We start from the raw sequence: 13,109 nt of genomic DNA, 5'->3' as shown, positions 1-13,109 counted from the left end.
TTAAAGAGTTGCGAGCAAACGGTAAGTCATTGATTTAAAACCATCGGCAAATTAATTTCATTTTTTTAATATGAATCGCTTGCATTATGAGATGATATCTATATAATGATGCACCAATGGAGACGTGGCAGAGCGGTTGAATGCACCGGTCTTGAAAACCGACAAGGGTTCATAGCCCTTCGAGAGTTCGAATCTCTCCGTCTCCGCCAAATTCGAAAAAAGCCCCAATCAGTAATTGATTGGGGCTTTTTTTATAGATGTTTTTTAGCAGCTTGAATGAGTTCATTTACTTCATTAATGACTCATCAAATTCAACTCGTTGTCCGTCTTCTAAAACTAGCATGCCTTTGCTAATATTTATCGTCACGTCGTGGGCGTTTCTGATAGCGCGCATGACGTTGATGTCCTCAATACTACTCTCGATAATTATCTTGCCAGATTGTTCAGGCTTTATAGCTGGCTCGAATTGTGTGAGCGGTATGTTGAAGCGTTTACCTTTTTCCAGTTTTGCATCTTGCATGGTCAATGTGCCTTTGAAACTTTGAATAGCAACCTTGCCATGATTTGAGAGCATAAATTGTAGTTTTACTTGGTTTAAGCTGTCGCTATCACTGGTTTTGACAGGTAATAGGGCAACCGGATAGTTCTGTGCATTGGCTGATGCAGCTTGCTGACTTTTAATAATAGGACTTTTTTTACCAGTTGGATTATTGGGATGTAAGCGCTCGTATTCACGTTGTTGTATCAGCGCTTGCTTGATAGTAATACGCGGCATAGCACCTGATTCATAAGCGCCGCTCAACTTCATACGTAGCATATAGCGGCTCAGCAGTTGTTGGTCGGACTTTGGTAGCTCCTCAAAAGTCGCTCCAAGTTTCTTTTGCCATTGGTCAGAGTTGGTCGGAATGGTTTTTTTACTGGGATCCGCTTGCGGCGCTGAGCACCCAGCGAGTGGCAATGTTAAAGACAGTGTTAAAGGCAGTGCTAATAGCCAAGTGCATAAAAAGGCTTTGCTGAAATACTGATGTAACTCACTCATTGTGTACCTCCTTGTCGGCCATAATGAATAACAATGAATAATGACTATTATTAATATACCTCGTTTAATTGTCTTTTGTGTTGAATTATGGCTAATGACTGTATTCAAATTCACAGACAGAAAAATAGGGATTTATCAAAGCCAAAAAAAGACTGAGCGCTATTAAGCAGACTCAGTCTTTTTTTGGAAATCAGTAAACTTTAACGGTTAAGAGTCACGCGCTTAGTCGTCGTTTTGCAGCTCAGACAATGGGTGAGTGATATTGTTATTATGGGTTACCACAATGGCTTCATCGATGATGCGTTGACTGACACCGCGCTTACGCAAGGTCTCGATAAATACTTCGTCATGCGCTAAGGTATAATCTTGATGGTCACGGTCTAGACCTTGACGAATATATAGACGAATCAGTCCTTGGATACGTTTAAATCCCAACTCCGATGAGGTCGCTTCTAACAGCTCAATCATTTCTTCAGACAAGCGAATACTGACCGGACGCATGATTTTTTGCGGATGATCAGAAAACTTATTTTTTATACGTACAGGTATCATAATAAACCATTACTTTTAGTGAGTAGGAGTAAAGCACTCAGACGAAAACTGACTCAATCAAACTATCCTTACCATACAACAAAAACGCCTAAAAGAACACCACGGCAGTGCTAATATTATTACCATAAAACGGGCAACATAAAAAAACCTTCATCAAATAATGATGAAGGTTTTTAGTATATGGCTCTCCAACCTGGGCTCGAACCAGGGACACACGGATTAACAGTCCGTTGCTCTACCAACTGAGCTATTGGAGAATAAGCGGTCATAACGACAAGTTCAACAAACATGATGCTAAAAAGCATTGCTTGTTTGCGTTAAGAGGAGCACATTTTAGCCAAGTAGTTATAGGCTGTCAACCTTATTACGCCATTAATTATAAATATTGTCGTAATCTGTCAAAAATAACCGGTAATCCCTGATAAAACGAACTGCTTTGGCACATTTTGACCTTTACAATTTTTATTTATTGGCTAGGGCGTGTCTTCAATTCACTCAATAGTCATGCTAAATGAGCTAAAAATAGCTGAAATCCTTATCTATGCAGAATGATTATAAAATCATAATTGCAATTTAATCAGATAAATCGTGTAGATTTTCGACTTAGTATTTTGAATAATAAGACAATCGTTTGTATGCAATGAAACAAAATAGCATAAACCAGCCCTTCACATTGCTAAATTATTTCTATACAATACCGACCGTATGGTTTCTTTAATGCATACTCAAACTATTTATGCAGACTAACTTATGCTTAATCGAGAAGATATGCATGATTTGAAGCAGGTATCTTAACTATGAGTCCTACCACTATTGCTTACGGCTACCTAGCCATTGCTATCATTTGTGAAGTGATTGGCACGACATTTTTAGTAAAGTCAGAGCAGTTTACGCGTTTGGTGCCGACCCTGATTATGGGCGTGCTTTATGCTATCTCGTTTTACTTGTTGACCCAAACTCTCAAAACCATTCCGCTTGGTATCGCTTATGCGCTGTGGGGCGGATTGGGCATTGTTTTGACCTCGCTCGTGGGCTTGCTGTTTTTTAAGCAAAATCTCGATACCGCAGCGGTGGTAGGCATTGCGATGATTGTCGGCGGTGTCATTGTAATGAACTTACTGTCTAACTCTGTGGTGCACTGACAGGTAGGTGAAAACAAACATGGAAATAAAGATGGAAACAGAAAACCCTTATAAACGTAAAAAACAGCCAGAAATGGTGCGCCGTGCACTGCTAGATCAAGCGGCACGAATCACGTTAGAGCAGGGGCTGTCTAAAGTGACCTTTCAAGCCGTTGCTGATGCAGTCGGGGTGACCAAAGGTGGCGTGATGCATCACTTTGCTACTAAGAATGCGCTCATTCTTGAAGTGTTTCATGATGCGATGGCGAAGTTTGAGGCAGAAGTCAATCAAGCTATGGCGCAAGACCCTGTGCGTTATGGTTCTTTCACCCGCGCTTATATCGATGCCACGATTAGCTTGGGCGAAAAAGGGCAGGAAGAGTTTGATAATCAAGCCACTTTGTATGTATTGATGCTGGGTGATAGCGAGCTGCGTGAGTTGTGGGCTGCGTGGTCGAATGAGCAATTGGAAAAGCATAAAGCAACCGATAATACTGAAACGCTATGTATGGTGCGTTTGGTCGCTGATGGTATTTGGCTTTCTGATTTTTCAGGAATTAATATATCGGACAAAAAATCATTACGCGCGCGTTTGATAAAGATGACGCAACCTGAGAATGATTAAAACATAGCTCTCAAATAACTCATTAAAAAAACCTTAAGAAAGAACCACGTAAATTTTATTTTTTAAAACTTAAACAATGACGAAATTATTTGGTATAAGCGCTTTTTATAAAGCTTTTGCCAGTCGTCGACAGGAGAACTCATGACAGATTCAAAGACAAACCCAAATCCGAACCCAAATCTAAGTAACTTAACAGACATTATCGATTTAGAACAAGTACAAACCGCTTATATTAACGGTCGCTATCTGGCTGTCGATGAAACGCTGACTACTTTTGAAGATATTAATCCAGCGACGGGTGAAGTGCTCGCCACTATTCAGCAAACGACCGATGAGCAGATAGACGAAGCGGTAAAAGCGGCGCAAAAAGGTCAAAAAATTTGGGCAGCGATGACAGCGGTTGAGCGCAGTCGCATTTTATTAAAGGCAGTTGCGATATTGCGTGAGCGCAATGATGGTTTGGCATTGCTCGAAACCAAAGATACGGGTAAAGCGCTTTCTGAAACCAAATATGTCGATATCGTCACTGGTGCTGATGTCGTTGAGTACTATGCAGGGCTCGCGCCAATGATTGAAGGTCGTCAGATTCCGCTGCGTGATAGCAGCTTTGTCTATACCCGTCAGGAACCACTCGGCGTGGTAGCCGGAATTGGCGCATGGAACTATCCTATCCAAATCGCTATGTGGAAGGCGGGTCCTGCGTTGGCCGCAGGTAATGCGATGATTTTTAAACCATCAGAAGTCACGCCATTAACCGCCTTAAAACTGGCAGAAATATTTACCGAAGCGGGTTTGCCAGATGGCGTCTTTAACGTCGTACAGGGTAACTACGAAGTTGGCGAAGCATTAACTCAGCATCCTGATATCGCCAAAGTATCGTTTACTGGCGGTGTGCCGACTGGTAAAAAAGTCATGTCGAGTGCAGCATCATCGTCGCTGAAAGACGTGACCTTAGAGCTTGGTGGTAAGTCGCCATTAATCGTATTTGAAGATGCCGATATCGATACCGCTGCTGATATCGCCATGATGGCGAACTTCTATAGCAGCGGTCAGGTTTGTACCAATGGCACGCGTGTGTTTATCCCTAAAGCGCTACAAGCCAAGTTTGAAGAGGCTATCTTAACGCGCGCCAATCGTATCAAATTGGGCGATCCAATGGATGAGAGCATCAATATGGGTCCAATGGTCAGCTTTACGCATATGGAAAGAGTACTTGGCTATATCGAGCAAGGTAAAAAGGGTGGCGCGCGTCTATTGACTGGCGGCGAACGTATCACGTCAGGCGAACTTGCCAATGGCGCGTTTGTCGCCCCGACGGTGTTTACCGATTGTAGCGATGATATGACTATTGTACGTGAGGAAATCTTTGGCCCAGTGATGTCGATATTGACTTATGAGACCGAAGAAGAAGTCATTCGCCGTGCCAATGATACCGAGTACGGCTTGGCAGCAGGGGTGGTAACCGCTGATTTGACTCGCGCACATCGAGTGATCGGTCAGATTGAAGCCGGTATTTGCTGGTTAAATACTTGGGGTGAATCACCTGCACAAATGCCAGTTGGCGGTTATAAGCATTCGGGTATTGGCCGTGAGAATGGCATTGAAGCCCTTGAGCACTATACACAGACCAAATCTATTCAAGTAGAGTTGGGCGCGTTTGAGTCTGTATTTTAATAAATTGTATTTTATTAATTCTTATTTTAAACAGACTATATTATGGAGCATTTTATGACAACAACCACACCTGAGTATGACTACATCATTGTTGGCGCAGGCTCAGCAGGAAATGTGCTGGCTACGCGTTTGACCGAAGATGCCAACATTAAGGTGTTGCTGTTAGAAGCGGGTCGTCCAGACCATCGCTTAGACTTTCGCACGCAGATGCCAGCGGCGCTCGCCATGCCGTTGCAAGGGACGACTTATAACTGGGGCTACAAAACCGATCCCGAGCCGAATATGAATAATCGCGTGATGGACTGCGGTCGCGGTAAAGGTCTTGGCGGCTCATCGTTGATTAATGGTATGTGCTATATCCGTGGCAATGCGCTCGATTTTGACGATTGGGCGAAAATTAAAGGCTTGGAAGATTGGACTTATTCAGACTGTCTGCCTTACTTTAAAAAGCTAGAAAACTGCGACGCTGGCGAAAACGATTATCATGGCGTCGGTGGTCCAGTTGAGATGACTACTTCAAAGCCAGGAGTCAATCCGCTGTTTGAAGCGATGATTGAAGCGGGCGTGCAAGCTGGCTATCCAAGCACTGATGACCTAAATGGCTATCAGCAAGAAGGCTTTGGGCCAATGGATCGCTTTGTGACGCCCAATGGTCGCCGCGCATCAACGGCTCGCGGTTATCTTGACCGTGCCAAGCAGCGTAGCAATATCACGATTTTGACTGGTGCATTGACTGATGTGATTTTGTTCGATGGCAAGCGTGCTGTCGGTGTCAAAGTAGAACATCAAGGTCAAACTAAAAACTTTTACGCATCTCGTGAAGTGATTGTTTCATCGGGCGCGATTGCCACACCGCAACTGTTGCAGCGCTCTGGCATTGGTCCTGGTCAATGGCTTAAAGATTTGGACGTGACTGAGATTTTAGATTTGCCGGGTGTCGGTAATAATCTACAAGACCATTTAGAGCTGTATATGCAGTATGAATGTAAGCTACCGGTCTCAATTGCACCTGCCAATAAATGGTGGAACAAGCCAGCGATTGGTGCGGAGTGGTTATTTATGGGTACTGGTCTTGGCGCGTCTAATCAGTTTGAAGGCGGCGGTTTTATTCGTACCGATGAGAAGTTTACCCATCCTAATATCCAGTATCATTTCTTACCGTTAGCGGTGCGTTACGACGGTCGCAGTGCAGTGAACTCTCATAGTTTCCAAGCACACGTCGGTTCATTGCGCTCGCCAAGTCGTGGTCGTGTCAAGCTGACCTCAAAAGACCCAAGCGCGCATCCAAGTATCTTATTTAACTATATGTCTCATGACCAAGACTGGCAAGAGTTCCGTGCTGCCATGCGCATCACTCGTGAGATTATGCATCAGCCAGCGCTTGACCCTTATCGTGGACGTGCTATTGCGCCGACCGATGATCTAGTGACCGATGCGCAGTTAGATGAATATGTCCGTAACCATAGTGAGACGGCTTATCATCCTTCTTGTACTTGTCCAATGGGCGAAGGTAATGATTCGGTCGTCAATGGCGAAGGGCTAGTGCACGGTATTAGTGGCTTGCGAGTCGTTGATGCGTCTATCATGCCAAATATAATTAGTGGTAATCTTAACGCGACGACTATTATGTTGGCAGAAAAAATCGTTGATAAGATGCGCGGTGTACAGCTGCCACGCTCAACAGCGGACTATTATACGGCCAATGATGCACCATTGAGAGCTGAGCCGATGCGTGCTTATGGTTCTGTTTAAATTAAATATTAATAAGAAGGCCTTTTTACATAAAGGTCTTTTTTATCCGCGCTAATGTTAAGCAGATGAAGCTTTTAAGGCTGCCTCTGTTTATCGTTTGCTTTGCTATTTTTCTAACAGTTTAAAGGTAGCAAATTTTATTTATTGGTACTGCTTTGTGCGTCATGCGGTTATTTATATGTCATGCGGTTATCAGTCATAAAGTTATGACGGACAAAGCAATATCAGACCCTGTTTAATTTACCTATTGAGGTCTTTTATGTACAGCTCGCCATCAAAAGATGCGACGAAACCCCTGACTCTAAATAAGACGGTTTTTTTAGGTTCAGCTATTATTTCTATTTTATTAATCATCTGGACAATTGCGTTTCCAGATTATAGTGAGGCATTATTAAGCTCAAGTATGGCATGGGTATCAGAGAGCTTTGGCTGGTATTACATGTTGGTGGTTGCTGCTTATAGTATATTTGCGTTATTTGTTGGCTTCTCCAAGTATGGCGATATCAAGCTTGGTCAAGATCACGAAAAAGCCCAGTTTCCCTTTTTAGCGTGGGCCGCGATGCTGTTCTCTGCTGGTATCGGCATTGATTTATTGTTCTTTGGTGCGTCTGAGCCGTTGATGCATTATCTAACGCCACATACGGGGCTCGAGCCTGCCAGTGAGGCGGCCATGCGTGAAGCACTTGCGCAGACCTTTTTACATTGGGGTCTACATGGCTGGGGCATTTATGCGCTAATCGGGATGGCATTGGCGTACTTTGCTTATCGCAAAAACATGCCACTCGCGTTACGTTCACCACTGACGCCTATCTTTGGCGAGCGCTTAATTAAAGGCTGGCTTGGTGATGGTATCGATACCTTTGGTGTGGTTTGTACCTTGATGGGTATTGCGACCAGTTTGGGTATTGGTGTATTGCAAGCCAATGCGGGTTTGACTCATGTGTTTGGGATTGAATCCAGCAAAATGGTTCAAACCTTTATCATCATAGGTGTGGTCGCTGCCGCAGCGATCTCTGCGATGACTGGTGTGGAAAGAGGCGTCCGCCGTTTATCCGAATTTAATATGCTATCGTCGATATTGCTATTAATCGCGATATTGGTGATGGGTAACACGGTATATTTGCTGAATACCTTTACCCAAAATATTGGTCAATACTTCCAAACCATCGTTTTCAAAACCTTTGATGTGTATGCCTATGACGGTACTGCTGGTGCCGATTGGAAATCAGGCTGGACGATATTTTTCTGGGCATGGTGGGTCGCTTGGGCGCCATTTGTAGGTTTGTTTATCGCGCGTATTAGCCGTGGTCGTACCTTGCGTGAGTTTGTGTTTGGCGTGATGTTTATCCCACTTGGTTTCATTTTTGCATGGTTCTCTATCTTTGGTAATTCAGCGATAGATTTGGTCGCCAATGGTGCAACCGAGCTTGGCGAAATCGCTGTTAATGATGCAGCGATGGGTATGTTTGCCTTGTTTGAGTACTTTCCTTACAGCGAAGTGCTATCATTTGCCGGTGTTGTGATTGGGTTAGTATTCTTTGTGACTTCAGCTGACTCAGGCGCTTTAGTATTGGCGAACCTAAGCTCAAGAGGCATGACCAATGATACCGACGCACCAGTTTGGTTACGCTTATTTTGGGCAGCAGCGACCGGTCTTATTACCTTAGGCTTATTGTTTGCTGGTGGTTTTGCCTCATTACAGTCAGTATCTGTGATTGCCGGTTTGCCATTCTCGCTTATTTTAGTCCTTTATATGGTGGCGATGTGGAGATCATTAAAAGAAGAGGGTAATAAGCGCAAAGCCAGTACGATTGGTACGGCTAACGTGCTCGATAGCGGTAAGAGCTGGAAAGCTCGCTTGCAACGTATTGTCAGCTTCCCTAAACATGCACAAGTTGAACGGTTTTTACAAAATGTGGTCAGACCTGCCATGACGGAAGTTGAAAAAGAATTTGCCGCAGGTGGTTTAAAGACGTCTTTGGATATCCGTAACCCTGAACATATCGGGCAAGATATAGATGAGGGTATGGACGAGAGTAGCGGTCAAATAGATGGTCTCAAATTGCGTGTTGGACATGGCGATGAAGATGACTTTATTTATGAAGTTAATTTGATCAAAGCTGAGCGTCCTAACTTCACATTGAGCACCTCAACTAAGAATGCAGAGTACTATTATCGTGCCGAAGTGTTCTTAAGCGAAGGCTCGCAAGAGTATGACTTGGTGGGCTACTCTAAAGAGCAAGTATTGGTCGATATCTTAAATCAGTACGAGCGTCATTTGCAGTATCTACATTTAGAGCGTTAATGGATTCATTGGCAATCGCGTATAAAACTATCTATACGTAGTAGGTTCTAAATAAAAGTATTGTAAGAGATAACCCCATAAGTTGGATTCAACTTATGGGGTTTATTTATGAACCAATGATAGGCAGATAGTAGATATAGGGTAAAATCTAGACAGACAAAATTTGAAGTACCAGCAAAGGATAAATTTGTGACCACACTCAAGTACATCGCTCATTATTCTGAGCAAATTCAAACCCAAGCCGCGTTACTCATTAGTGAAGGTAAACTGGGCGCTTATCTAGCAAAAAAGTATCCTATTCAGCACCAAGTACAAAGCGATAAAGCACTTTATCAGTATATCAATGAGATAAAAAACCAATATATGCGCAAAGTTGGCCCGTTATCGAATGTCAGTTATAGCAGTAAATTAAAAGTCTTAAAACATGCGCTGGGTATTCATACCACTCAGTCTCGCGTACAGGGCAGTAAGCTGAAATCGCATAATAGCATCACCGTGGCGAGCTTATTTCAAGAAGCGCCGCCTGAGTTTTTGCGCATGATTGTTGTGCATGAGTTGGCACATTTTAAAGAGCATGAGCATAACAAAGCGTTTTATCAATTATGCTGCCATATGGAGCCTGAATATCACCAGTTTGAGCTAGATACGCGGCTTTGGTTGCACTGGCGAGAGTTGTAGCCCTAATAACGTTCATAGTAATCTTAATAACAGCCATATAAATATCGTGTCCTTTTCTGTGGCAATCATCTGAGCCGCTAGGGCGTGTCCTCAATTCAATTGATCATATCTAAACGGGCTAAAAATGGCTAAATTTTGCCAAACATCGTTAAATAGCTGGTTAATATCCCGATATTATCTGCGCTATTTTCCTTGTTTGACTGCAATTTATCTCATTTTTATCACCATTTTTAAAATGAGGACACGCCCTAGAATTACGTTATAATCCTAACCAAATAATCTATACCCCAAGTTAATAAAAGGTTGTAAGCAATGATTAATACCAAAATATATAAATCTATTTATAAGTTAGCTGAAGAGTTATTGGAGGCCGACCGTATAGGCAATCAAGCAGCGTTTGATGCGTTTTATGCTGAGCTAAAAGCCATCTGTACTGATAACGAAAACACAGACAAAGATCATCCAGAGCAGTGGGAAACGCTTGCTGACTTTACAGAAGATTTGGACGAAGCACTGGTCCTTTATGACAAAGCACTAACCAAAGCGACCGCGATTAATTCGAAAGACCACATGTCATCGATTGCCTTTTCTATGGCGGTGCTACAGATTGAACTGGGCGAAAAGGAAGCGGCTATTCAAAATTTACAGAATGCCAAAATTACCGCCAATAAAATTGAAGATAAAGAGTTTAAAGTTGAGATAGATGAGCTGCTTACTAAACTATTGGCTGAATAATCTTTATTGAGCAGGAATGATTTGTTATGCAAAACCTACCTATTGTGATTGTTGGCGGTGGCTTAAGTGGTCTATATGCGGCATTTTTATTAGAGCAACGAGGCATCGATTATATATTGCTTGAGGCACGTGATAGAGTGGGCGGGCGCATCGCTATTGCGAAATCATCAGTAGATCAGAATGCTAGTAGTCAAAGTGTGGATAATGAAAAATCAAACGATGGCTTCGACTTAGGGCCCTCGTGGTTTTGGCCAGAGTATCAGCCGCAATTAAGTGATTTGATTGAGGCATTAGATTTGACACGTTTCGCTCAGTTCGAAGAAGGCGACATGATGGTTGAGCGTGCTGCCAATGAGTTACCTAGCCGTACTCAAAGCTATCAGAGTTCGCCACCATCTATGCGCCTCGTGGGTGGAATGACGGCTCTAACTGATGCTTTATACGCGCGCTTAGATGCCAAGCGTATCGTAACGCGACAGATAGTAAGGCGCTTAACCAAGACTGATCACTATATCAAAATAGAGAGCGAATGCAGCTCTGAACACATGACAAATGGTCAAATAACTACTTATCGAGCGCAGCATGTGTTGCTTGCGCTACCGCCTCGCTTGGCGGTCAGTAATATCATATTTGAACCTGCTTTACCGCTAGATGTAGCAAATGAATGGCAAGAGACTGCGACGTGGATGGCGCCACATGCCAAATATGTGGCGGTTTATGATTCACCATTTTGGCGGAATCAAGGACTATCGGGTTCAGCGCGCAGTGCAGTAGGACCGCTTACTGAGATTCATGATGCGTCCTTGCTAGAGGGCGATGGGGCATTATTTGGCTTCTTTGGGGTTCCTGCTCATGTTCGCCAAAGCGTCTCTGAAACAGAGCTGAAAGCCCATTGCCGAGCGCAGCTGGTACGTCTATTTGGGGTGCAGGCAGAGACACCAACGGCTGAATATCTAAAAGATTGGGCGCAAGACCCATTGACTGCAATACCTGCTGATGCCAGTGGCACAGATCAGCATGCCGTAGCACCTACTGCCAAGCCAAAAACAGGCATATGGCAAGATGGTATAACGGGCAGCGCAAGTGAATGGTCAGAAGCATTTCCTGGTTATATCGCTGGTGCTATCGACGCAGCAAATAGGGCGGTACAAACTTTGCTTGATGTTATATTGTAGTCTGCAATTATTTGCCAATACATGGCGAAATTGTCTAACCTAGAACGACTAGGCGTCAAAAATTTCACTGCGTATTGTCTAAAAAATAGCCACCGCCACTGCCACATTTGAATGTTCAACAGACCCTAGACACTAAAAAAATAACCCAACCTTATTAAGAAATCGGCCTATAAAAGACCGATTTTTTGGTTAATTATTTGATGAGGTCGTACGGACAATAGTATGTTCAGCATCCTCTAAATCTACATCTAAAACTTAAAAGAACGATTTATCAAAAGTCTGCTTTAAGCTCTTAGGCTCTTGGCGTTTGACATCATTAAGTTTATGACGAGTCTCCGACGCGATCTGATAAGCTTTTAGGCGCGACTGTTGTAGATTACCAATAGGCCGGTTTTCTGCTAAGCAGCGAAACGGTGTAAAGGACAAGTTCTCCATAATCTCAAAATTGCCATCATCTGGCACATCTTGACACGGAATCGTCAATGTTGCGACCGTCACAAAGGGCGCGTCAGACTCTTTCCATTCAGTCGTAATCTCTTCAATGGGTTGCTTTTTCAGGTTACGGCAAAGCTGAATCTGGACGTCAAACTGATAATCATGCTCACGTATCTCTTCGATGATCAATGGACGAATCGCTTCTTGGCTTGCGTTAACATCTAAATCACGGCGAGTTATCTTCTTAGTAGATGCTGCTGTTGGCGTAACTCTGATTTTGGCCATGTAATCACCATGACGTACTACTCCTTGCGAGTGAAAATCGTAAAGTAAGGTGTTTTTAGACTCAATCGTCGTAAAACCGCCGAGCGCTTTAAACGTTTTAAATGATTCTTTGCTTGGTAGTCTTGAGCCGTAATTGGTTAGCCAGTTAAAAGCCAGTTTTGCTTTGCCTCTCGCGCCTTTTTCAGCATACTCCGGTAGCTCTAAAAAAAGCTTAGAGATATAGGCATAATCTTCGATTCTATTACAGAAGAACACCGGATGATTGATCAAGTTAAAATCAAAAGTCGTACTATCTTCTTCACCTGGTGCTAGCTTCTCGCCCGGTACATCAAAAACTTTGATAGCCAGTCCTTGTGCTAACCCTAATTTACGGTCAGGTGAAACGCGTGAGGCGCCATTAGAAAAACGAATCACGGCATCATGAATGCCTGATGTGGCATACAGACCTTGGGCATATTCTTTTGGGATATTATCCAAAATCTCAAACTTAGCTTTGAGTGCGCAATAGCCTTTGGCATGGGCATCGCGGGTATGGTAACCAATATTACTGGCATCGTCGCTCCTAGCGATGTATTTCTTGATATCATCGGTAATCACACGAATGTTCTGCTCATCTTTTGCTGTTAGCTGAATATACTTAGCATCGTAAGGCGTAAATTTGGCTTTAAATAATTTCTTTAACATGGTTTTTCCTATTTATTATAATAGTGGGGGTGTTGAAATGGTTGAACAG

11 protein-coding genes and 2 tRNA genes are annotated in these 13,109 nt (G+C 43.3%); 9 read left to right on the top strand and 4 right to left on the bottom strand.

Annotated elements, in window-relative coordinates:
* The first annotated feature begins 118 nt into the window (after positions 1-118).
* Positions 119-209, top strand: a tRNA-Ser gene (locus W293_RS0100640).
* Between the two features lie 77 nt (positions 210-286).
* On the opposite strand, the gene W293_RS0100635 is transcribed toward W293_RS0100640, so the two are convergent.
* The 3 genes from W293_RS0100635 to W293_RS0100625 all read right to left on the bottom strand — a co-directional run bounded on the left by W293_RS0100635 (position 287) and on the right by W293_RS0100625 (position 1,848).
* Positions 287-1,039, bottom strand: a complete 753-nt coding sequence (locus W293_RS0100635) for a hypothetical protein (protein ID WP_025650607.1) — start codon at positions 1,037-1,039, stop codon at positions 287-289.
* A 222-nt stretch (positions 1,040-1,261) separates the two neighbouring features.
* Positions 1,262-1,591: a hypothetical protein gene (locus tag W293_RS0100630; RefSeq protein ID WP_025650606.1), complete on the bottom strand. Its 330-nt coding sequence runs from the start codon at positions 1,589-1,591 to the stop codon at positions 1,262-1,264.
* Between the two features lie 181 nt (positions 1,592-1,772).
* Positions 1,773-1,848 (bottom strand) — tRNA-Asn (locus tag W293_RS0100625).
* Positions 1,849-2,388: 540 nt separating this feature from the next.
* On the opposite strand from W293_RS0100625, the gene W293_RS0100620 reads away from it, so the two are divergent.
* The 8 genes from W293_RS0100620 (at position 2,389) to W293_RS0100585 (ending at position 11,656) form a co-directional block, all read left to right on the top strand.
* Positions 2,389-2,733, top strand: a complete 345-nt coding sequence (locus tag W293_RS0100620; RefSeq protein ID WP_025650605.1) for a DMT family transporter — start codon at positions 2,389-2,391, stop codon at positions 2,731-2,733.
* A 31-nt stretch (positions 2,734-2,764) separates the two neighbouring features.
* Complete coding sequence (locus W293_RS0100615) at positions 2,765-3,337, top strand: TetR/AcrR family transcriptional regulator (RefSeq protein WP_025650604.1); 573 nt, start codon at positions 2,765-2,767, stop codon at positions 3,335-3,337.
* Between the two features lie 141 nt (positions 3,338-3,478).
* Complete coding sequence (betB, locus tag W293_RS0100610) at positions 3,479-5,011, top strand: betaine-aldehyde dehydrogenase (protein WP_025650603.1); 1,533 nt, start codon at positions 3,479-3,481, stop codon at positions 5,009-5,011.
* Positions 5,012-5,065: 54 nt separating this feature from the next.
* A complete protein-coding gene (gene betA, locus W293_RS0100605) occupies positions 5,066-6,763 on the top strand; it encodes a choline dehydrogenase (protein ID WP_025650602.1) in 1,698 nt (565 codons plus the stop codon).
* Between the two features lie 259 nt (positions 6,764-7,022).
* Positions 7,023-9,068 carry a choline BCCT transporter BetT gene (gene betT, locus W293_RS0100600; RefSeq protein ID WP_025650601.1) on the top strand — a complete coding sequence of 682 codons (2,046 nt, stop codon included), beginning with the start codon at positions 7,023-7,025 and terminating at the stop codon, positions 9,066-9,068.
* 189 nt (positions 9,069-9,257) lie between these two features.
* A complete protein-coding gene (locus tag W293_RS0100595; RefSeq protein ID WP_025650600.1) occupies positions 9,258-9,746 on the top strand; it encodes a M48 family metallopeptidase in 489 nt (162 codons plus the stop codon).
* A 312-nt stretch (positions 9,747-10,058) separates the two neighbouring features.
* Positions 10,059-10,481, top strand: coding sequence for a hypothetical protein (locus W293_RS0100590; protein WP_025650599.1), 423 nt, complete (start codon positions 10,059-10,061; stop codon positions 10,479-10,481).
* A gap of 26 nt (positions 10,482-10,507) precedes the next feature.
* On the top strand, positions 10,508-11,656 hold the full coding sequence (locus tag W293_RS0100585; RefSeq protein ID WP_025650598.1) for a flavin monoamine oxidase family protein: 1,149 nt from the start codon (positions 10,508-10,510) through the stop codon (positions 11,654-11,656).
* A gap of 255 nt (positions 11,657-11,911) precedes the next feature.
* Here the strand turns inward: W293_RS0100585 and W293_RS0100580 are convergent, their stop codons facing one another.
* Entirely contained in the window at positions 11,912-13,060 is a 1,149-nt protein-coding gene (locus W293_RS0100580; RefSeq protein WP_025650597.1) for a catalase family protein, read from the bottom strand.
* Between the last annotated feature and the right edge of the window lie 49 nt (positions 13,061-13,109).

The sequence above is a fragment of the Psychrobacter sp. TB67 genome, assembly GCF_000511065.1.
Classification (GTDB): domain Bacteria; phylum Pseudomonadota; class Gammaproteobacteria; order Pseudomonadales; family Moraxellaceae; genus Psychrobacter; species Psychrobacter okhotskensis.
The sequence above is the reverse complement of the archived record's forward strand: the minus strand, read 5'-3'. Positions and strand labels throughout refer to the sequence as shown.

Excerpts from the sequence above, each read along its gene's own strand:
- W293_RS0100635 (WP_025650607.1), bottom strand. The coding sequence starts at position 1,039 with ATGAGTGAGTTACATCAGTATTTCAGCAAAGCCTTTTTATGCACTTGG.
- W293_RS0100630 (WP_025650606.1), bottom strand. The coding sequence starts at position 1,591 with ATGATACCTGTACGTATAAAAAATAAGTTTTCTGATCATCCGCAAAAA.
- W293_RS0100620 (WP_025650605.1), top strand. The coding sequence starts at position 2,389 with ATGAGTCCTACCACTATTGCTTACGGCTACCTAGCCATTGCTATCATT.
- W293_RS0100615 (WP_025650604.1), top strand. The coding sequence starts at position 2,765 with ATGGAAACAGAAAACCCTTATAAACGTAAAAAACAGCCAGAAATGGTG.
- betB (WP_025650603.1), top strand. The coding sequence starts at position 3,479 with ATGACAGATTCAAAGACAAACCCAAATCCGAACCCAAATCTAAGTAAC.
- betA (WP_025650602.1), top strand. The coding sequence starts at position 5,066 with ATGACAACAACCACACCTGAGTATGACTACATCATTGTTGGCGCAGGC.
- betT (WP_025650601.1), top strand. The coding sequence starts at position 7,023 with ATGTACAGCTCGCCATCAAAAGATGCGACGAAACCCCTGACTCTAAAT.
- W293_RS0100590 (WP_025650599.1), top strand. The coding sequence starts at position 10,059 with ATGATTAATACCAAAATATATAAATCTATTTATAAGTTAGCTGAAGAG.
- W293_RS0100585 (WP_025650598.1), top strand. The coding sequence starts at position 10,508 with ATGCAAAACCTACCTATTGTGATTGTTGGCGGTGGCTTAAGTGGTCTA.
- W293_RS0100580 (WP_025650597.1), bottom strand. The coding sequence starts at position 13,060 with ATGTTAAAGAAATTATTTAAAGCCAAATTTACGCCTTACGATGCTAAG.